This window comes from Streptomyces sp. 135 (genome assembly GCF_020026305.1).
Taxonomy (GTDB): domain Bacteria; phylum Actinomycetota; class Actinomycetes; order Streptomycetales; family Streptomycetaceae; genus Streptomyces.
The window spans coordinates 1,806,741-1,827,279 of sequence record NZ_CP075691.1; the positions used below are offsets into that span (position 1 = coordinate 1,806,741).

Here is a 20,539-nt window from a genome sequence, read left to right on the forward strand (position 1 = left end):
GGCCCATCCCACCTGCGAGAACGACCGGTGCCCCGGAGCGTGGGGGCATGAGGTTCGCCGATGAGTTGAAGAACGCCGTCACCCCGCGAGCCGCCATGCTCGTCATCGGCGTACTCGCCCTCCAGCTGCTGTTCATCGCCTCCTACGTGGGGGCGCTGCACGACCCGAGACCCAAGGACGTGGCCTTCGGCGTGGTCGCCCCGGGCCCCGCGGCCGGGCAGACCGCCGACAGGCTGAACAAGCTCCCCGGCGACCCGCTGGACCCCCGCGTCCTCAAGGACGAGGCCACGGCCCGGCGCCAGATCATGCACCGCGACATCGACGGCGCCCTGGTGGTCGACCCGCGCGGCACGACCGACACCCTCCTGGTCGCCTCCGGCGGCGGCACCGCGCTCTCCCGGACCCTGACCACGCTCCTCACCGAGGTCGACGCGGCCGAGAAGCGCACGGTGAAGACCGAGGACGTGGCCGCCGCCTCGAACAAGGACTTCAACGGACTCTCGTCCTTCTACCTGGTCGTCGGCTGGTGCGTCGGCGGCTATCTCTGCGCGTCGATCCTCGCGATCAGCGCGGGCTCCCGGGCCCCGAACGTGCCGCGCGCGATCATCAGGCTCGGCACCATGGCGCTCTACTCGATCGCCGGCGGGCTCGGTGGCGCGATCATCATCGGGCCCATCCTCGGCGCCCTGCCCGGCAGCGTCATGGGCCTGTGGGGCCTCGGCGCCCTGGTCGTCTTCGGGGTCGGCGCGATCACGCTCGCCCTCCAGGCGCTCACCGGCATCGTGGGCATCGGCCTGGCCGTCCTCATCATCGTCATCGGGGGCAACCCGAGCGCGGGCGGCGCCTTCCCGCTGCCCATGCTGCCGGCGTTCTGGAAGGCGATCGGGCCCTGGCTGCCGCCCGGCGCGGGCACCTGGTCGGCGCGCTCCATCGCGTACTTCGAGGGGAACGCGCTCACCGGACCGCTCCTGGTCCTGGCCGCCTGGGCGCTCGTCGGCGTGGTCGTCACCCTCGTCCTGTCCGCCCGGCGCGGCCGACCGGTCAACGGTCCGATCGACCTCAGCGGCACGAAGTACGGCAGGACCATCGCTCCCTGAGGGCCGCGGGGGAACCCGTGGACAGAACCGTGTGACCCCCGCCCCCCCCGCAGGTCGCGGGGGGGGGCGGGGCTCACAACGTCCGGCAGCCTCGGCCTCAGCCGATTTCCGCTCCGTAGGCGCTCAGGGCCTCCGTCACCGGCTGGAAGAAGGTCTCGCCCCCGGAGGAGCAGTCGCCGCTGCCGCCCGAGGTGAGACCCAGCGCGGTGTCACCGGCGAAGAGCGCGCCGCCGCTGTCGCCGGGCTCGGCACAGACCGTGGTCTGGATCAGGCCGTCGACCTGACCCTCCTGGTAGTTCACCGTGGCGTTCAAGGCGGTGACCTCACCGTCGTGGAGCTGCGTGGTGCTGCCGCTGCGCTGCACCTTCTGCCCGACCGTGGCCTCCCCCGCCTTGGCGATCGCCTGGGCGCTGCCGTTGTAGAGGTTCGCCTCGCTCGGGTGCGGGGTGTCGGCCGTGTACTTCACGAGGGCGTGGTCGTCGCCCGGGAAGCTCGACTCCACCGTGGTGCCGATCTCCTGGCCGCCCTGCGCGTCGGACCAGCTCTTGACCGCGTTGCCGCAGTGGCCCGCCGTCAGGAAGTGGGGCCGGCCGTCCTTGACGACGTTGAAGCCCAGCGAGCAGCGCGAGCCGCCGCCGAAGATCGCGTCGCCGCCGGCGAGGAAGGCCTTGAACTCGCCCTTGCTGTGCTTGAGTTCGGCCTTGCCGCCGAAGCTCTTCACGATCGAGCCGACCTTGTCGAGCGCGGCGCCCTCGACCGTGCGGTCCACCGTGACGACGACCTTGTTGGTGGCCGGGTCCATCGCCCACGAGGTGCCGGGCACGGCCGCCTTCTCGTCGAGCGTGGCGCGGGCGCTCTTGAGCTCCGCGAGGGAGTTCTCGACGATTCTGGCCTTGCCGCCCGCGGACTCCACGGCGTCCGCCGCGCTCTCGTCCAGCACGTTCACGACGAGGGCCTTGGCCTTGGCGTCGTAGTACGTGCCCGCGGCGTCCGCGCCGAGCTCCTGGGTCAGGGTCGATGCGAGCTTTCCGGCCTTCGCCACGGAGAGGACGTCCGGGGTGGGGTCCGGCGTGCTCTCGCTCGCGTTCGCGGTCTGGAAGGTGACTCCCGCGGCGACCAGCGCGGCGATGCCCGCGCCTGCCACGGCGGCACGCCGCTTGGATATGCGTCGGTGCTTCAACTCACGACCTCCTGTGGGGGGAACGACCCGTCCGGCGTGGGGGCCTGACGGGTCGCAAGGAGTACGAGGCATGAATGAGCCGGCTGACATAGCCGCGTCCATGCCAATTACCCGGCCCACTATCCCGACGCATTGCGGTCGCACACAAGGTCTACTTCAGGACGCGCACGCGGAAACAGCAGTGCGCCCCTCGGCCACCGTGCGACCCCCTCGCACCACGCCGGATTCGCACTGCAAACACGGCCCGCCACGGGAGGGTCGTCAGCCTGTGAGGACTAGTCCTGTCCGGTTCCCGCCGGTGGAGGCTGTTGCGGCAGGGCCTGCTGAGCCCGCTCCAGGAAGCGCAGCAGCTCCACCGGGAAGGGCAGGACGAGGGTGGAGTTCTTCTCGGCGGCGACGGCCACCACGGTCTGCAACAGGCGCAGTTGGAGCGCCGCGGGCTCCTCCGCCATCTCGTGGGCGGCCTCGGCGAGCTTCTTGGACGCCTGGAGTTCGGCGTCGGCGTTGATGACGCGGGCCCGCCGCTCGCGGTCCGCCTCGGCCTGGCGGGCCATCGACCGCTTCATGGTCTCCGGCAGCGACACGTCCTTGATCTCGACGCGGTCGATCTGCACGCCCCAGCCGATGGCCGGGCTGTCGATCATCAGCTCCAGGCCCTGGTTGAGCTTCTCGCGGTTGGAGAGCAGATCGTCCAGGTCGCTCTTGCCGATGATCGACCGCAGGGACGTCTGCGCCATCTGCGAGACCGCGAACCGGTAGTCCTCCACCCGCATGACGGCCTCGGCGGCGTCCACCACCTTGAAGTAGATGACGGCGTCCACCCGCACCGTGACGTTGTCCCGCGTGATGCCGTCCTGCGCGGGCACCGGCAACGTCACGATCTGCATGTTGACCTTACGGAGCCGGTCCACGAAGGGCACGATCATGGTGAACCCCGGGCCGCGCACCGCCTGCTGCAACTTTCCGAGCCGCAGCACCACGCCGCGCTCGTACTGCTTGACGACGCGCGCCGCGGCCAGGACATAGACCGCTCCGACGGACCCGGCGGCCACGCCCGCCGTCAGCAGTTCCTCGACCATGCCGGCCCCCCAGGGTCCGAAGCGGGCGTCTCGGTCGTCCCCTTCGAAGGTAGCTCGCCCCCCGGGAGAGGGCGAGACCCATGACGGCGGACGAGCCCCCGCCCGGAGGCCGGGCGGGGGCTCGCCTTGCTCAGTACGCCGAGCTCAGTACGCCGAGCTCGGTACGCCGTGCTCAGTACACGCTGACGTTGTACGCGCGCAGCGCCTCGGTGACCGGCTGGAAGAAGGTCGTGCCGCCGGACGAGCAGTTGCCGCTGCCGCCGGAGGTCAGCCCGAGCGCGGTGGAACCCGCGTACAGCGGGCCGCCGCTGTCGCCGGGCTCGGCACAGACCGTGGTCTTGATCATGCCGTAGACGATGTCGCCGCCGCCGTAGTTGACGGACTGGTTCAGCGCGGTGACCCGGCCGCTGTGCGTGCCCGTGGTGGAGCCGCGACGCGTCACGTTCTGTCCGACCGTCGGGTCGGCGGCGCTCGTGATGTCCTGGCTGCCCACGGTGCCCGACTTGGTGATCGAGGTGTTGGTGTAGCGCACGATCCCGTAGTCGTTCGTCGGGAAGCTGGAGCCGTGCGTGGTGCCGAGCACGGTCGTCTTCGCCGAGTTGGCCCACCAGGTGCCCGCGCCGTCGGTGCAGTGTCCGGCGGTCAGGAAGTAATAGGTGCTGCCGTTGCGGACGTTGAAGCCGAGCGAACAGCGCCAGCTGCTCGCGTAGATGGCGTCGCCACCGGAGATGTACTTCTGGAACTTGCCCGGGGTGCGCTCGATCTTCAGGGCACCGGCGTTGGACCCGGCGGCCGCCTTGAGCTCGGCGATCTCCGCCTTGGAGACCGTGCTGTCGGCGGTGACGACGACCTGCTTGGTCTTCGGGTCGATGCCCCAGGCGGTGCCCGCGACATCGGCTTCGAGCACGGCGTCGCTGGCCTGTTCCAGCTGCGAGGCGCTGAAGGTGGCCATGCCGTCCTGCGCGTTGGCCGCGGGGACGGCGAGCGCTCCGGCGGCGACGAGCCCGGTGGCTATCGCGAGCAGACGGGTACGTCTCGCCATGCCGGTGTGGGGGATGGTGCGCTTGATCCTCACGTTGTTCCCTCCCGAGGGAAGTCAGTGGGTCCTTGTGGGTTGAGGACCCGTGAGGCGCAGCCAAAGAGCAAGCCCGGATTCCGGTTATGCCGTGCTCCTGACAAGCGCTGCTCGGGAGTATTGGGGGGCGAGGACCGGCCGCACAAGGGCGCCTTTCGGCCGCGCACCGGTCCCGCTCTCCCCTGCCGTCAGGGCCGGCTCAGCGGCCGAGGAGATTCCGCTCGCCCGCCGCGATCTCCGTGGCCAGGGTGTTGCCCGGCGGCGGGAAAGGGCAGATGAAGTGGTCGGCGAAGGCGCACGGCGGCAGCAGCGCCCGGTTGAAGTCGACCGTGGTGCGCCCCTCGGCGTCGGGCGCGGCGGGCCGCAGGAAACGGAAGCGGTAGCTGGAGACCCCGCTGGTGGCGTCCGCGAAGACCGCCCACAGCGATCCATCGGCCTCGACACTCACCTGGAGGGTGTGCTCGGTCCCGCCCAGCCGGAAGGACAGCTCACCACCGAGCCCGAGGCCACGCTCCTTGCCGTCCGCGTTGCCGACCGTGACGGTGCGGTCCTCACCGTACGGCGTGAAGCGTCCGGGCACGGCCCAGCGCGCGTCGTAGGGGGTGGCGTCGATGCCCTTGAAGGCGCGGCGCGCGGCGGCGTCCGGGTCGAAGTCACGTACCGCCCACAGGCCTTCGCGCCGGATGACGACCAGCCGGCGCTCCCCGTGCGCGACACGGGCCGCGGCCGGGCCGCTGTCGGCGGCCAGCCGGACCTCGCCGTCCAGGGGTGCTCCGTCGACGGTCAGACCGTCTTCCGCGCCGGCGGTCAGGACGACCGCGTCGGGGGTCTCGGCCCACTGCCCGGGAATGTCCGGAATTGAACCATCCGGATGGTCCGCGAGCCAGTGCGTGCCGATGAGGGAGAGCGGCCCGTAGGGGGCCGCGACCGTCTCGGTGCGCAGGGCGTGCCAGCGCTTCCAGTCCGCCGCGGGATCCATGTCCGAAGCCTGCTCCGTGTGCTGGGTGCTCATGGTGATCAACCCTTCCATACGGGCTCGCGCAGCCCGAGGTGTGAGCGCAGCGTCGCGCCCCGGTATTCCGTGCGGTACGCGCCGCGCTCCTGGAGCAGGGGCACCACCTTCTCGACGAAGTCGTCGAGCCCGCCGGGGGTGAGGTGCGGGACGAGGATGAAGCCGTCGGCCGCGTCGGTGCGGACGGACTCCACCAGTTCCTCGGCGACCGACCGCGGGGTGCCGACGAAGGACTGGCGGGCGGTGGTCTCGATGACGGTCTGACGGATGGAGAGTCCCTTGGCCTCGGACAGGGCCCGCCACTTCTCCGCGACGGCGAGGGGGTCGCCGATCTTCACGCGGCCCTGGGCCAGCTGCGACGCGGGGTCCGGGTCGATGTCGGGCAGCGGCCCGTCCGGGTCGTACGAGGAGAGGTCCACGCCCCAGACCTGCTCCACGGCGAGGATCGCGTTCTGCGGGGAGACCTGCGCGCGGCGGATCTCGGCGGCCTTCTCCTGGGCCTCGGCGGCGGTGTCGCCGAGGACGTAGGTGACCCCGGGCATGATCTTCAGGTCGTCTGCGGTCCGCCCGTACTTCGCGAGGCGCCCCTTCACGTCGGCGTAGAAGGCGCGGCCGGCCTCCGGCGTGCCGTGCCGGGTGAAGATCACGTCGGCGGCGGAGGCGGCGAACTCCCGCCCCTCCGGCGAGTCGCCCGCCTGGATCACCACGGGGTGCCCCTGCGGGGAGCGCGGCACGGTGAACTCGCCCTCGACTCCGAAGTGCTCCCCGTGGTGCGCGAAGGGGCGCGGCCGGCCCTGCGGCGTCCAGGAGTCCCACAGCTGCCGTGCCGTCGCCAGGAACTCGGCGGCCCGTGTGTACCGGTCGGCCCGGTCGAGGTAGCCGCCGCGGCGGAAGTTCTCGCCGGTGAAGGCGTCCGAGGTGGTGACGACGTTCCAGGCGGCGCGGCCCGCGCTGAGGTGGTCGAGGGAGGCGAACCTGCGGGCCAGTTCGAAGGGCTCGTTGAAGGTGGCGCTGACGGTGGCCGCGAGGCCGAGCCGCTCGGTGACGGCGGCGAGCGCGGCCAGGACGGTGAGGGACTCGGGCCTGCCGACGACGTCCAGGTCGTGGATGTGCCCCTTGTGCTCGCGCAGCCGCAGCCCCTCGGCGAGGAAGAAGAAGTCGAACAGGCCGCGCTCCGCGGTGCGGGCCAGGTACTCGAAGGACGAGAAGTCGATGTGGGAGCGGGACCTCGGGTCGGACCAGACGGTGGTGCTGTTGACGCCCGGGAAGTGGGCGGCGAGATGGATCTGCTTGCTCATGACGGCTCCCCCGTGAGCGCGGTGTGCGCGGTGTGACGGTTGGCGGGCCGGGCGAGCCCCAGGTGGTCCCGGAGCGTGCTGCCCGGATAGAAGGTGCGGAACCGACCGCGGTGCTGGAGCAGCGCGACCGTTCCGTTGACGAGCCGCTCCAGGTCGCGGCGCGGCTCGACCGGCGTCAGATGGAAGCCGTCGACGGCGCCCGCGCGGTGCCAGTCGGCGATCAGCTCGGCCAGGTCGACGGGCCCGCCCCGGTACACGGTCCCCTCGGCGGTGGGCAGCGGCCCTCCCCCGTGGCCCGGCTCGGCGGCGCACTCGCCGCCGCCGAGGTCCACGTCGAGGGCGGCGAACACCCGCAGCGTGTCCGGGTCGCGTCCGGACCGTGCAGCGAGGCCCCGCAGTTCGGCCCGCGCGGCGTCGGCCTGACGGACGGAGGCGACGCGCACCAGGGCGACGTCCGCGTGCCGGGCGGCGACCTCGCGGGCGGGCGGGGCGGTGGCGTCGACGACCCGTACGGGGTGGCCCTGCGGGGGCCGCGGCACGATGGAGGGGCCCCGCACCGAGAAGGTGCGCCCCTCGAAGTCGACGTGGTGCAGCTTGTCCCGGTCGATGAAGCGGCCGCTCGCCACGTCCCGTATCTCCGCGTCGTCCTCCCAGCTGTCCCACAACAGGGCGGCCACGTCGGCGACTTCACCGGCCTCGCGCCACAGTTCCTCGGGCGGCGCGGCGCCGCGCCGCCCGAAGAGCCGGGCCTCGGCCTCGGTCGCCGACACGTCCAGGGTCCAGCCGGCCCGGCCGCGGCTGACCCAGTCGAGGGTGGCCACCGCGGCCTGCACGTGGAACGGCTCGGTGTGCGTGGTCGTGACGGTCGGCACGAGCCCGACGCGGCCGGTGGCGGGCACGATCCCGGCGGCCACGGCGAGCGCGTCGGGGCCGGGCCGCGCGAAGGAGTCCCCCAGCGTGACGAAGTCCAGGGCGCCGCGCTCGGCCAGCAGCGCCAGCTCGGCGTAGGGGCCGGGCTCGTACGTTCCGGGGAGGTCGACGGCGGCGGCGAGGTGCAGGGGGCCACGGCCGTTTCCGTGGTCGGTCATCGGCTGAACCTTTCTCGGCGGGTCGGATTTGCGGCTACAGGACTTTGGAGAGGAACGCCTTGGTGCGGGCGTGCCGCGGGGCGTTCAGTACGTCGTCCGGTGCGCCCCGTTCGACGACGCGCCCGTCGTCCATGAAGACGACGGTGTCGGCGACCTCGCGGGCGAAGCCGATCTCGTGCGTGACGACGATCATCGTGGTGCCCTGCCGCGCCAGACCCTTGATGACGTCGAGGACCTCGCCCACCAGCTCCGGGTCGAGCGCGGAGGTCGGCTCGTCGAAGAGCAGGAGCCCCGGCTCCAGGGCGAGCGCGCGGGCGACGGCGACCCTCTGCCGCTGCCCTCCGGACAGCTGCCGGGGGTAGGCGTCCGCCTTGTCGGCGAGTCCGACCCGGGCGAGCAGGGCCACGGCGCTCGCGGTGGCCGCGTCGCGGGGCCGTTTCAGGGCCCACACGGGGGCCTCGACGACGTTCTCCAGGACGGTCAGGTGCGGGAAGAGACGGAAGTCCTGGAAGACGAAGCCGATCCGGGTGCGCTGCTTGAGCACCTCGCGTTCGGGCAGCTCGTACAGCTTGTCGCCGGAACGCCGGTAGCCGATCAGCGCGCCGCCGACGCTCACCCACCCCGCGTCGGCCTTCTCCAGGTGGTTGATGATGCGCAGGAGCGTCGACTTGCCGGATCCGGAGGGACCGAGGATCACGGTCACCTCCCCGGCCGCCACCGTCAGGTCGACGCCCTTGAGGACCTCCAGGGGGCCGAAGGACTTGCGTACGGAGCGGACTTCGACCATGGCGTTCGTGGCGTCCGTGTCTTCACTGGCCTTGGTGACGGTCATCGTGCGGCTCCCAGGATGTCGAGCAGGGCGCGCGCGGTGGCGTCGTTCTGCCGGAAGGACGGGCTGTTGGTGCGCGGCCGGGTGAAGGCGCCCGCGCCGCGCGCGTTGGTGTGCGGGCCGAGCGCGAAGCGCCGCGGGTGGGGCACGCCCGCGCGGTCGAGGACCCGTCCGTCGGCGGGGTGGACGGCGAGCAGGCCCGCTCCGGTCACCGCCGCGCCCTCGGCGTGCAGGGCGCGCAGCAGCAGGTCGCGGGTGCGCGCCACGGTGGGCTGCGGCAGCCGCGCCTCGACGAGCGCGCGGGCCTCGGTGACATGCCCCGGCAGGGTGGCGCTCCGGGCCCGGAACACCCCGCCCTCGGCGGCCACGTCGACGTCGGCGCCGAGGAACCGCACGACACCGGCGCGCGAGAGGGCGAGCAGCTGCCGCAGCCTCGGCCCGGGCGGTCCGGACGCGAGGAGGCTGAAGAAGCCGTGCCACCACGTCCCGACGTCCGGGAGCCGCGTCAGCTGCCCGTAGACGGAGAGGAGTCCGAGGAAGACGGCGAGGTCGGGGCTGTGCGCCGGGTCGTGCCGGCGGGCGAGGTCGCGGGCGATGTGGCCACGCAGGCCCTCCTGGAGTGCCTCGTACGAGGTGTGGCGCACCCCGGAGAGCGGCCGGTCGAGGGCGGTGAGGTCGAGCCGGTCGGCGGGGTCGGGCACGGCGGAGGCGACGAGGGCGTCGCGCTCGGGGCTGCCGGGCGCGCACGCGTCGTACTTCTCCTCGAAGTCCCGCCAGGCCATGCGGGTGCGTTCGGGGTGGGCGGTGAGGAGGCGGTGGTAGTGGGCGAAGCCGAGTTCCTTCTCGATGAGCGGCCACACGTCGCGCCGGAAGTCGTGGCCGCCGGGGCGGGCGAGCAGTTCGTCGATCTGTGCGGGCCCCAAGTAGCGCGGCAGTGGCGGGGGTTCGCCCGTCCAGTCGTAGCCGATCTTGCAGTGGTAGGGGACGCCGCGCCGCGAGCCGACGTACAGGACGGGCTCGCGCCCTGAGGGGACGTACGTGTCGTGGGCGTCCCCCTCGTAGCGGCCGCCGCGCCCCTCGGTGAGCAGCACCATCAGGTCGACGAAGGCGAGCCCGAAGCCGCGTACGAGCGCCGGTTCGCCGGGGGCGAGGCGCGTGAGGTCGGTGTCGGCGGTGAAGTCGGGCGGCAGGTGCACGAGCCCGTGCCGCTCGGCATGGGCCGCCAACTCCCGCTGCTCGTCGTCTGGTTCGGCGTCGAGGTGGCCCTGCGCGAGGACGACGGCGTCGGCGGCGAGCGGCGCCGTGACGCCCTCCAGCCACACCGCCTGGCGGCCCGCGCGCGGCCCGGCCACGCGCACCGCCCTGCGCCGGTGGTGATGGACGACGGTGCCGGGCGGCAGACCGGCCACGGCCTTCTCGTACACCCAGCGCAGGTACCGGCTCTGCTCGCGGCGCCCGGCGAAGGCGCGCCCGTCGAGTCCGGCCCATTCGTCGAGGGACGGGCCCGGCAGGACGGGGCCCGCGACCTCCACCGTGTCGTCGGTGAACATCGTGACGTCCTTGGCCTGCGAGTTCATCCAGAGCAGGGGTGACTGGTCGTGCCGCCAGACGCGGCCGCCGCCCGGCGGGTGGGGGTCCACGAGGTGGATGTCGAGGCCCGGACCCGCGTACAGCTCGGGCGCGTTGGCCGCGAGGCGTTCCAGGATCCCGGTGCCGCGCGGACCGGCGCCCACGATCACCAGCGAGTGCCTCACCGGGCACGCTCCGAGCCGCGCGCGTAGTACCGCTCGACGTAGTACTGCCCGACGCCGAGCACCGAGGTGACCACGACGTACCAGAGGGTGGCGACCAGCAGGAGCGGGATGACCTGGTAGGTGCGGTGGTAGACGAGCTGCACGGAGTAGAGCAGGTCCTGCACCGCGATGACGCTGACGATGGAGGTGCCCTTGAGCGTGCCGATCAGCATGTTCCCCGCGGGCGGCACGATGGAGCGCATCGCCTGCGGCAGCACGACGCGCCACCCGCGGCGCCACCGTCCGAGACCGAGCGACCGCGCGGCCTCGATCTGCCCGCGGTCGACGGAGAGGATGCCGCCGCGCACCACCTCGGCGGCGTACGCGGCCTCGTGCAGGGTGAGCCCGATGACGGCGATGGTCACGGGCCCGAGGAGGTCGACCGTCCTGACGCCGAACACCTGCGGGTACAGCGCCCCGATGTTGAACCAGAACAGCAGCTGGACCAGGATCGGCATCGACCTGAAGAACCAGACGTAGCCCCAACTGACGCTGCGCAGAACCGGGTTGGTGGAGAGCCTGCCCACGGCGAGCAGCGTGCCGAGCGCGAAGCCGAGCACCATGACGGCGGCGGTCAGCCAGAGCGTGAGCCCGAGGCCCCGCAGCACGGCCGCCGTGGTGAAGTAGTCGGCGACGACGTCCCATTGGAACGCCTCGTTGCGGGCGACGGAGCTGACGGCGAGCGCGAGCAGCGCGAGGACGAGAGCGGCGGCCGTCCACTGGCCCGCGCGGGGCCGGGGCACGATGCGGGGCGCGGCGGAGGCCGCTTCGGGATCTACGGGATCTACGGGATCTGCTTTGGCGAAGGTGCCGGAAGGCATGCGGAAGGCTCCGTGGATACGGGAGTTCGAACACGGGTGACGCCTTCACATGGACCGAGCCCCTCAGCTCGATCCGCCTCGAGATTACGGGCCGTTTCGCGCCCGCTGTCAAGGCTGTCCAGCATATGAGCCTTACGTCTCAGGGCAGTTGACGCACCACCGAATGCCTGTTCCACTTGGCCCATGCATCCGCAGCAGTGGCTGGTCACGCGCTCCCACATCGACTTCGGTCGAGTGTGGTCGGCGTCTTGTTGATGCCCTCCTGAGCCGACCCCCTGCGCCGCACGCACCGCCCGAGCCCGCTCCGCATCCGCTGAGCCGGCTCCGCCGCGCCCGGGTCGGCCCCCACGCTCCGCTCGCTTCGACGGCCGCGCGCCCGTGCGCCGTCACCCTCGCCTTCACACGCGCACCTCACCGCTCCGCCCGCCGCGAGCGGTGACACCCCTCCCCTCGAACGACCGCACCACCCCCCGCCTCGCTATGCCCTGCCCAGCTGGAGAACCACGCCATGAGAGCACAGTCATGAGCACAGCCATGCCCGCACCCGAGCGCTCCCGCCGCATCCCGGCGGCCTTCGCCCTGATCACCGCCGCCACCCTCGCCCTCACGGCCTGCGGCTCCGGGGGCGCCGCCGACACCACGGGCGGCGCCGCCCCCGCCGGAAAGACCGGCAGGATTCCCACCACGGATGTCGTCTCCTCGGTCGAGAAGAACCCGGCGGCCGCCCGGCTCCTGCCGCCGGACGTACGCGACCGGGGCACCCTCAGCGTCGCCGCCTCCGTCGGCGGCACCCCGCCCGGGGCCTTCTACCGGGAGGACGGCAGGACGATCACCGGGCAGGACATCGACTTCGCGGACGCCGTCGCCAAGGTCCTCGGGCTGCGGCTGAAACGCGAGGCCGCGAGCTTCGAGGCGATCCTGCCGGCCCTCGGCAGCGGCAAGTACGACCTCGGCACGGGCAACTTCGGCGTGACCGAGGAGCGTCGCAGGACCATCGACTTCGTCACGTACATCAACGACGGCCAGGGCTTCGCCGTCCGTCAGGACAGCGAGCTGACGAAGATCACCCACTTCGAACAGCTCTGCGGCCTGAACGTGGCGACCGGCGCCGGCACCACCTTCGAGGTGACGCTGGAGGACAACAAGCACCTCTGCGCGGAGGCCGGTAAGGAGCCGTACGCCGTCAAGACGTACGCCGAGCCGGGCGCCGTCTGGCCCGCCCTGCGGCAGGGCCGTGCCGACGTGGTGATGTCCACCATCAACGGCCTGCGTTACGCCGTGCGGCAGCAGGAGGGACTGCGGTTCCTCGGCGAGTACCGCCGCCTCGACGTCGGCTTCGCCTTCAAGAAGGGCACGAAGCTGGCGCCGGCGTTCCGGGCGGCGGTGAACCACCTGATCGAGGACGGCACGTACGACCGCATCCTGAAGAAGTGGGGCACCCGGGCCTCGGCGATCAGGACCTCCCGGATCTCCCCACCGGAGGTCAAGGGCTGACGTCCCGTTACCCGAGCGGCCTACAGCCCGCAGTCGCAGCAGGAGCAGCACTCGCAGATGCCGCGGCAGCCGCAGTCGCCATTGCCGTCGCAGCCGTTGCAGCAGCCCTCGCGCTTCTTGCGGGACCAGGGCCCTTCGTACTCGTCGGCGCAGCACATCTTGCAGGTGCAGCACAGCCCGATGGCGACCGCGCAGCCCGCCCAGAAGCCGCGCTTGCCCGGCTTGGGCGGCTGCGGCTCGAAGGCGGGCCCGCCACCGAAGCCACCCGGCCCGCCGGGCCCGCCGGGCGCGCCACCTCCGTACGGATTGCCGCCCCCGTACGGACCACCGACCCCGCCGTACGGATTTGCGAGCCGTACGGACCACCGGCCGGGTTCCCGTAGGAGCCGCCGCCCTGCTGCGGCCCCTGCTGCGGGGGCCCGAAGGAGCCCGCCTGAGGGGGCTGACGGGGCTGACGGGCTGTCACCTGGTGGCCGTGCCCGCACGCGTCGGTCCCGAAGGCGCGGTCGACCGAGCGGCCCAGTTCGTGCGCGAGCAACACGTGCGCGAGCTTGCCGTCGGTGAATTCCACCTCGCGCAGCGCGAGGCGTATGCCGTGCAACGCGTCGTCGGCGAGGCGGCGGGCCTCGGCGAGGGAGGTGCCCGTCGCGGATGGGGGTCCCCCTGCTCCTTAAGAGCTTGGGGGAGGGTTCCACGCGCCCGACGCGGCGTCAGCTTCCCTGCCCTCCACCGCGTCGAGCAGATGCGCGAGGCGGCCGAAGAGGCGGACCGCCTCGGCGAGCGGCGCCGCGTTGCCCCGGCCGTCCGGCGAGGGCCGCGGTGTGCGCGAAGGCCGCCGCGGTCTCGGTCGGCTCGGTGACCGTGAGCAGCGACGTGCCGCGCCCCGCCAAGGCCTCGATCCCGGCCTGCCGTTCGACGGCGTCCACCAGGACCGCCGTGTCGAAGCCCACCGCGGAGCCGGTCCGGGCACCCGCCCTGTCCCGGCTCCTGGCCACGCGCCGCGCGGCGGCGGCCACCGGACGCCGCGCCAGCAGCCCGTCCCCGTCGACGACATGGTCCCTGACCTTCGCCGAGGCCAGCACCAGCGAGACGGAGGCGGTCCGCATGCCGCGCAGGGGGCAGGGTCTTGTGGTGCGCCGCCGCCCCGGTCGACCGCCCGGCCTGAGCCTCCGTCAGGACGGAGATGATGAGGCCGTCGTAGTTGGTGACGACGCGGGCGAACTGCCCGTGGTCACCGCGCAGTGCGAGGCACAGGCCGCACAGGTGCGCCATCCACTGGGTCTTCAGTCCCTCGCCGAGGCGATGGCTACAGGGCCTGACGATTCCGAACAAGACGACTTCCCCGAGCGGCCCGTAGTCGATCAACTCCCGCATCGCAGCGAGAGCCGTTCACCCGTACGCACCCGCCGTCACCCATACGCCGTCGACAATCATATTTCACTCTGTGTCAGCGTGCGTGCACAGTACGGCCCTTGAAGTACGGCATGCGTCGGCGTGTTGACTGTGCACCAGTACCGTCACGAAAACCCCGCGCGGCGACTATCCACTTGGCGCACCATCCGCATCATGGACGAGCATAGGAATGCGGAACGCAGGGAAACCGCTGTGAGAGGAGGCGTCCATGGGATCGGTGCGCAAGGCGAGTGCCTGGCTTGGGCTCGTCGACGACAACAACGACGAGCGTTACTACGACGACGGCTACGAAGACGACCGGGACGAGGGGCCCGGTCAGCCGGAGGCCTGGGTCACCGACCCGCGCGTGCGGGTGGCCGACGAGAAGGCCGTGGACGACGGGCGCCGGATCGGGACCGTGACCCCGGACAGCTTCCGGGACGCGCGCGCGATCGGCGAGCTCTTCCGGGACGGTGTCCCGGTCATCATGAACCTCACGTCCATGGAGCCCACGGACGCCAAGCGCGTGGTCGACTTCGCCGCCGGTCTCACCTTCGGCCTGCGCGGTTCGATCGAGCGCGTGGCGACCCGGGTCTTCCTGCTCACCCCCGCCGACACGCACATCGTCAACGGCGAGGCCACGAGCCGCCCCTCGGACGGCTTTTTCAACCAGAGCTAGGGGCAAGCCCGCTCACCGGGACCCGGCCGGGGTCACCGGAAGGCGTCGAGGCCGGTGAGCGCCTTGCCCAGCACCAGCTGATGCATCTCGACGGTGCCCTCGTAGGTGAGCACCGATTCGAGGTTCGTCGCGTGCCGCATGACGGGGTACTCCAGCGAGATCCCGTTGGCCCCCAGGATCGTCCTGGACGTGCGGCAGATCTCGATCGCTTCGCGCACGTTGTTGAGCTTGCCGAAGCTGACCTGTTCGGGCCGGAGCCTGCCGGCGTCCAGGCGCCGCCCGAGATGATGGGCGAGCAGGACGCCCTTGTGCAGCTCGACCGCCATGTCGGCGAGCTTGGCCTGGGTGAGCTGGAAGCCGCCGATGGGCCGGCCGAACTGCTCGCGGGTCCTCGCGTACTCCACCGCCGCGTCGAAGGACGACCGGGCGGCACCCATCGCACCCCAGACGATGCCGTAGCGCGCGTGGGACAGACAGCTGAGCGGGCCCTTCAGGCCGACGACCGCCGGCAGGACCGCGTCGGCGGGCAGCCGCACCTCGTCCATCACCAGCTCACTGGTGACGCTGGCGCGCAGCGACCACTTGTGCTTGATCTCGGGCGCCGAGAACCCCGCCGCGTCGGTCGGTACGACGAAGCCCCTGATGCCCTCCTCGGTCTGCGCCCAGACGACGGCGACCCCGGCCACCGAGCCGTTGGTGATCCACATCTTCCGGCCGCTGAGCAGCCAGTCGGCGCCGTCCCGCTTCGCGTACGTCCGCATGGACGCCGGGTCCGAGCCGTGGTCGGGCTCGGTCAGGCCGAAGCAGCCGATGATCTCGCCGGCGGCCATCCCGGGCAGCCACCGCTGCTTCTGCTCCTCGGAGCCGAAGCGGTGGATGGCGTACATGGCGAGGGAGCCCTGCACGGAGACCAGGGAGCGGATGCCGGAGTCGGCGGCCTCCAGCTCCAGGCAGGCGAGCCCGTACTGGACGGCGCTCGCGCCCGCGCAGCCGTACCCCTCCAGTGACATGCCGAGCGCCCCGAGGGAGCCGAGCTCGCGGGCCAGCTCGTGGATGCCGGGCAGTTCGCCCTTCTCGTACCAGTCGGCGATGTGCGGCAGGACCCGGTCGGCGGCCCAGGACCGCACGGTGTCGCGGATCGCGAGGTCGTCGGGGTCGAGGAGGTCGTCGATGCCGAGGGGGTCGGCGGGGTCGAAGGGCGGCAGCGGGGTGCGGGCGCTTGCGGACATGCGGGCCTCCGGCGGCACAAAACTAGCAGTGGTAGTCAGCTATGGCTCGCGCTGACGTTACGACGCGGTGTCCCGCACGTCCAGGGCGGCTCAGCGGCGGGACCGCGCGTCCAGGGTGGCTCAGCGCAGGGACTTCGCGCCCACACCCGCGGGGTCCCGGGGTGCCGGAATCGCCTGCTCGGGCCGGGCCGCGGGCGCCCCGCACTCCATGGCCCGCGGCAGCCTCAGCGCAGCGAGCGCGCCGAGCAGCAGGAGTCCGGCGCTGACCAGCAGCGTCACGTGCAGGCCGTGCACGAAGGAGTCGCGGGCCGTGGCGCGCAGGGCCTCGCCCGCCCCGCCGCCGAGCCGCGAGGCCACTTCGTACGCCTCGCCGAGCGAGTGGCTCGCCGCCGCGCTGTCCGCCGCCGGGACGCCCGGCACCGAGGAGAGCCCCGGCGCGTACGCGGCGTTCATGACGGTGCCGAGCAGCGCGATGCCGATGCCCGCGCCCAGCTGGTAGGAGGTCTCGCCGATCGCCGCGGCGCTGCCGGCCTGTGCGGGCGGGGCCTCGCTGAGCATCGACTCGTAGGCGCCGAAGAGCGTGGTCTCCAGGCCGAAGCCGAGCAGGACGAAGCCGGTGAGCAGCAGGGTGTCGTTGGCGTGGCCGCCCATGCCGGTCAGTACCACCACGGCGGCCGCGGTGAGGCAGAACCCCGTGCAGACCATGGTGCGCGGCCCGAAGCGGTGCAGCAGCTTCGATCCGGCGAGGCCCGCGGCCATCGCGGCGATGGTGAGCGGCAGCAGCCGCAGGCCGGTCTCCAGCGGGGAGAGGCCGAGGACCAGCTGGAGGTACTGGGCGGCGATCAGCTCCAGGCCGACGAGCGCCAGCATGGCGAGCACGATGCAGCCGACCGAGGTGCTGAACGCGGGCCGCCGGAACATCGACAGGTCGACCAGGGGGTGCTCGCGCCGCCGCTGCCTGCGGACGAAGCCGGTGAGCAGGGCGGCGCCCACGGCCAGGGAGAGCAGCGTCGTGGCGCCGAGCGGCGACTCGCCGCCGCCGAGCCGCTTCACGCCGAGCACGACGCCGAAGAGTCCGCCCGCGGCCATCAGCGCGCCGACCACGTCCCACGGTCCGTCGCGCTCGCCGGTCGACTCGGGCAGCAGCCAGCGCCCGATGGGCAGGCTGACCAGCATCAGCGGGATGTTTATGAGGAAGACCGAGCCCCACCAGAAGTGCTCCAGGAGGAACCCGCCGAGCAGGGGTCCGACGGCCGCGCCGACGGCGGCCACCGCGCTCCAGATGCCGATGGCGACGGCCCGCTCGCGCCGGTCGGGGAAGACCTGGCGCAGGATCGACAGCGTCGCGGGCATGATCATCGCGCCGCCGACGCCGAGCAGCGCCCGGGCCGCGATCAGGACCTGCGCGTTGTCCGCGAGGGCCGCGACCGCCGAGGCGACGCCGAAGAGGGCGTACCCGAACAAGAGGACGCGTCTGCGCCCGACGCGGTCGCCGAGCGTGCCGAAGAGGATGAGGAGCGAGGCGCAGACCAGTGGATAGATGTCCACGATCCACAGCAGTTCGATCGCGCCGGGCCGCAGGTCCTCGGTGACCGCGGGCACGGCGACGTGCAGGACGGTGGCGTCGACGGCGACCAGCAGCAGGCTGACGCAGAGGACGACGAGCACGAGCCAGCGGTTGGCCCCGGAAACGGCCCCGGATCCCCGACGGCCCTGCGGTGCTGCGGCCGTGGTCGTCCCGGACATGTACGTACCTCCCAGTGGTCCCTCGCTTCGGCGGCCTGCGGGATGGGGACTGGCTGCTCCGGCGGCGCGGACAAAGGCGAGTGAGCGGCCAGAGTACGCGAGTTCATCCCTGGGGCGCGTGGCGGACCTCTCATGGTTGTACGGACGTGGTGTGGCGTGCGCCACGCCCTGCGCGCCCGGTCCGTGCTCCCGGGCGCCCCTGGCGGGCATCCGGTTCCCGCCACGGCCGATAATCGAGCCCGTGACCGATCTTGATCAACGCCCCTCACCGCCGTCGACCGGCTTCGCGCTGCGCCGCGCGGCGCCCGCCCTCGCGGTGTACGCCGGGGTGCGCGCGCTGGGTCTCGCGGTGCTCGCGGTGTGGGGGGCGGTGGCGGGCAAGAGCCCGCACACGCTGCTGGCCGCCCGCTGGGACTCGCTCTGGTACACCCGCGTCGCCGAGCACGGCTACGGCTGGGAGGTGACGCTCCCCGACGGCAGCGTGCACTCGAACCTCGCGTTCTTCCCGCTCCTGCCCTGGCTCGAGCGGCTCGGCGCGGCGGTCAGTCCCTTGTCGTACGCCGACGCGGGGCTGGCGGTGAGCTGGCTCGCGTCGCTCTTCGCCGCCGCGGGGATCTTCGCGGTCACCGACCATCTGTACGGGCGCCGGGCCGGGGTCTGCGCCGTCGCGCTCTGGGCGGTGCTCCCGGTCGGCGTCGTGCAGTCGATGGCGTACAGCGAGTCCCTGTTCACGGCGCTGGCCGCCTGGTCGCTGTACGCCCTGCTCAGGGAGGACTGGATCCTCGCGGGCCTGCTGGCCTCCCTGGCGGGTCTGACCCGGCCGGTGGGCGCCGCGGTGGTCGCCGCGATCTGGGTGACGGCCGCCGTGCGGGTGCACCGGGAGCGGCGGGCCGGCCTGCGCATGCTCCTCGGGGTGCTCCTGGCGCCGCTCGGCGCCGCGGGGTACGTGCTGTGGGTCGGCCACCGCACGGGCGGCGGCCTCTTCGGCTATCTCGACGTCCAGGCGGGCTGGGGCAACGGCTTCGACTTCGGCTACGCCTTCGCGCGCTTCATCGGCGACAAGTTCACCTCCGTCCCCGGCGCCCTCGCGGGGCTCGGCCTCATCGTCGGGGTGGCGCTGGTGGTCTGGCTGTACGTCGTCGGCGTGCGGCAGCGCCAGCCCCTGCCGCTGCTCCTCTACACCGGGATCGTCGTCGCGCTCGCGCTGTGCGCGGCGGGCTACTTCGGCTCGAAGCCGCGCCTTCTGCTGCCCGCCTTCCCGCTGCTGCTGCCCCTCGCGGTGGCCCTGGCCCGGCTGCGTACGTCCAGGTCGGCGCTGGTCCTCGGGGGTGTGGCCGTGGCCGGCGCGGTGTACGGGGCGTTCTGGCTGCACGGCTCGGGCCCGCCGTGATCCCGTCATGATCGTTTCGGCTACCGCGGTGAGCGGCAGGGAAATTCCACACCGGCCTCCGGTGAACGAATTCATAAGGCCCATAAAACGACATCGAAAACGATCAACGAATTGAGCAATGCGATGAAGGCCGAATAGGGAATCCCCCGGAATACACACGGCCCTGAGATGAATCCCACATCACATCGTCATCACAAAGCCACTGATTCGGCCTAGTGCCGGACTCACCCGCTGTAACGTCGATTGGGTGCGTACCGAACGAAACCTCACCCGTCTTGACCGGGTCTTCGCCCGGCTCGACCGTGAGCCGGAACGACCGACCCACCTCGACGTGCCGAGGATGAGCCGGCACCGGGTCGTGCTCTTCAGCGCGACCCTGGCCTTCTACCTCGCCATCGTCGTCGCCGTGCTCACCACCTCGTGGCTGGTGCGGTTCGACTGGCAGGTCATGTTCTTCCGGCCCTACCAGCAGTGGCCGGAGATCCACGCCTTCCTCGACTACTGGGTCGTCCTCGGCCAGCGCGGCCCCACGGCCGTCATGGTCGCGGCCTGGCTCGGCTGGCGCTCCTGGCGCCAGCACACCCTGCGCCCGCTGCTGATGTTCGGCGCCTCGCTGCTCCTGCTCAATGTGACGGTCGGCGCCGCCAAGATCGGCATGGGCCGCCTCGGTCCGCACTACGCGACCACGATCGGCTCCAACGAGATGTGGCTCGGCGGCGATATATTCCCCAGCGGCCACACCGCCAACGCCGTCGTGACCTGGGGAATCCTGGCCTATCTCGCCTCGACCCCGCGCACCCGCCGCTACCTCTCGGCCGTCTCGGCCGTGGTCTCGCTGAGCGTCGGCCTCACCACCGTCTACCTCGGTACGCACTGGCTGAGCGACGTCTTCCTGGGCTGGGCCGCGGGCCTGCTCATCCTCCTCGCGCTGCCCTGGTTCGAGCCGCTGATCACCCGGATCGAGGGCGTGATCTTCGGCGTCCGCGAGGCCTGGCGCGCCCGCCGCACCGGGACCGCGCTGCTGCCCGAGCCCGTGGCGGCCCCCGCCGGAGTCCCTGTCGGTGCCCCCGCGACGGTGCCCCAGCGTCCCGTCGCGCAGGAGCCGGTGCCCGCCCGTGAGCCGGTCGGCGCGGCCCGCTCGGCGCGGACCCGGCCTACCTCGCGCCCGGCCCGCACACGGCCCGCTCGGAGCGCACCCCGGTGACGCTACAGCCGCAGGCCGCCGCACTCCGACCGCGCGACGCGCGGCACCGCTTCGGCCCGTCCGGTGGCGGGCGGCTGACCTCCACGGACGGCGGGGGCCGGTACGCACAGCCCTCCCCCGCAGCCCAGCCGTC

At 72.3% G+C, this 20,539-nt stretch carries 15 protein-coding genes and 2 pseudogenes; 5 read left to right on the forward strand and 12 right to left on the reverse strand.

Features of this window, described 5'->3' with window-relative positions; translation table 11 throughout:
• Window positions 1–47: 47 nt before the first annotated feature.
• The gene (locus tag KKZ08_RS08100; RefSeq protein WP_223773797.1) at window positions 48–1,097 is read left to right on the forward strand and encodes a DUF3533 domain-containing protein; all 1,050 of its coding nucleotides are present in this window, start codon (window positions 48–50) and stop codon (window positions 1,095–1,097) included.
• Window positions 1,098–1,194: 97 nt separating this feature from the next.
• On the opposite strand, the gene KKZ08_RS08105 is transcribed toward KKZ08_RS08100, so the two are convergent.
• From KKZ08_RS08105 to KKZ08_RS08145, 9 genes are all read right to left on the reverse strand, one after another.
• Window positions 1,195–2,277: a S1 family peptidase gene (locus KKZ08_RS08105; RefSeq protein WP_223773798.1), complete on the reverse strand. Its 1,083-nt coding sequence runs from the start codon at window positions 2,275–2,277 to the stop codon at window positions 1,195–1,197.
• A 275-nt stretch (window positions 2,278–2,552) separates the two neighbouring features.
• Complete coding sequence (locus KKZ08_RS08110) at window positions 2,553–3,356, reverse strand: slipin family protein (protein ID WP_223773799.1); 804 nt, start codon at window positions 3,354–3,356, stop codon at window positions 2,553–2,555.
• 172 nt (window positions 3,357–3,528) lie between these two features.
• Window positions 3,529–4,431: a S1 family peptidase gene (locus KKZ08_RS08115; protein ID WP_223773800.1), complete on the reverse strand. Its 903-nt coding sequence runs from the start codon at window positions 4,429–4,431 to the stop codon at window positions 3,529–3,531.
• 199 nt (window positions 4,432–4,630) lie between these two features.
• Window positions 4,631–5,443, reverse strand: a complete 813-nt coding sequence (locus tag KKZ08_RS08120; protein WP_223773801.1) for a DUF1684 domain-containing protein — start codon at window positions 5,441–5,443, stop codon at window positions 4,631–4,633.
• A 5-nt stretch (window positions 5,444–5,448) separates the two neighbouring features.
• On the reverse strand, window positions 5,449–6,741 hold the full coding sequence (locus tag KKZ08_RS08125; protein WP_223773802.1) for an NtaA/DmoA family FMN-dependent monooxygenase: 1,293 nt from the start codon (window positions 6,739–6,741) through the stop codon (window positions 5,449–5,451).
• On the reverse strand, window positions 6,738–7,829 hold the full coding sequence (locus KKZ08_RS08130) for an LLM class flavin-dependent oxidoreductase (RefSeq protein ID WP_223773803.1): 1,092 nt from the start codon (window positions 7,827–7,829) through the stop codon (window positions 6,738–6,740). The genes KKZ08_RS08125 and KKZ08_RS08130 overlap by 4 nt, the downstream gene beginning before the upstream one ends.
• Before the next feature lie 34 nt (window positions 7,830–7,863).
• Window positions 7,864–8,661, reverse strand: coding sequence for an amino acid ABC transporter ATP-binding protein (locus KKZ08_RS08135; protein ID WP_276573890.1), 798 nt, complete (start codon window positions 8,659–8,661; stop codon window positions 7,864–7,866).
• The gene (locus KKZ08_RS08140) at window positions 8,658–10,412 is read right to left on the reverse strand and encodes an FAD/NAD(P)-binding protein (protein WP_223773804.1); all 1,755 of its coding nucleotides are present in this window, start codon (window positions 10,410–10,412) and stop codon (window positions 8,658–8,660) included. Before KKZ08_RS08140 ends, KKZ08_RS08135 begins: the two co-directional genes overlap by 4 nt.
• On the reverse strand, window positions 10,409–11,272 hold the full coding sequence (locus KKZ08_RS08145) for an amino acid ABC transporter permease (RefSeq protein ID WP_223773805.1): 864 nt from the start codon (window positions 11,270–11,272) through the stop codon (window positions 10,409–10,411). Before KKZ08_RS08145 ends, KKZ08_RS08140 begins: the two co-directional genes overlap by 4 nt.
• A gap of 522 nt (window positions 11,273–11,794) precedes the next feature.
• Between KKZ08_RS08145 and KKZ08_RS08150 the strand changes: the two genes are divergently transcribed.
• Window positions 11,795–12,766, forward strand: a complete 972-nt coding sequence (locus tag KKZ08_RS08150; protein WP_223773806.1) for an ABC transporter substrate-binding protein — start codon at window positions 11,795–11,797, stop codon at window positions 12,764–12,766.
• A gap of 20 nt (window positions 12,767–12,786) precedes the next feature.
• On the opposite strand, the pseudogene KKZ08_RS08155 reads toward KKZ08_RS08150, so the two are convergent.
• Window positions 12,787–14,098, reverse strand: a pseudogene (locus KKZ08_RS08155) (DUF5685 family protein).
• Between the two features lie 289 nt (window positions 14,099–14,387).
• Between KKZ08_RS08155 and KKZ08_RS08160 the strand changes: the two are divergent.
• A complete protein-coding gene (locus KKZ08_RS08160; protein WP_223773807.1) occupies window positions 14,388–14,837 on the forward strand; it encodes a cell division protein SepF in 450 nt (149 codons plus the stop codon).
• Between the two features lie 32 nt (window positions 14,838–14,869).
• Here KKZ08_RS08160 and KKZ08_RS08165 read toward each other — a convergent pair whose 3' ends face one another.
• The gene (locus tag KKZ08_RS08165) at window positions 14,870–16,066 is read right to left on the reverse strand and encodes an acyl-CoA dehydrogenase family protein (RefSeq protein WP_223773808.1); all 1,197 of its coding nucleotides are present in this window, start codon (window positions 16,064–16,066) and stop codon (window positions 14,870–14,872) included.
• Window positions 16,067–16,186: 120 nt separating this feature from the next.
• Window positions 16,187–17,812 (reverse strand): MFS transporter, encoded by a 1,626-nt coding sequence (locus KKZ08_RS08170; RefSeq protein WP_223773809.1) that lies wholly within the window; start codon window positions 17,810–17,812, stop codon window positions 16,187–16,189.
• A 241-nt stretch (window positions 17,813–18,053) separates the two neighbouring features.
• Here KKZ08_RS08170 and KKZ08_RS08175 point away from each other — a divergent pair, with 241 nt between their 5' ends.
• Both KKZ08_RS08175 and KKZ08_RS08180 read left to right on the forward strand, forming a co-directional pair.
• Window positions 18,054–19,202, forward strand: coding sequence for a glycosyltransferase family 39 protein (locus tag KKZ08_RS08175; RefSeq protein ID WP_223773810.1), 1,149 nt, complete (start codon window positions 18,054–18,056; stop codon window positions 19,200–19,202).
• Between the two features lie 247 nt (window positions 19,203–19,449).
• A pseudogene (locus tag KKZ08_RS08180) lies at window positions 19,450–20,484 on the forward strand (phosphatase PAP2 family protein).
• The last annotated feature ends 55 nt before the right edge of the window (window positions 20,485–20,539 follow it).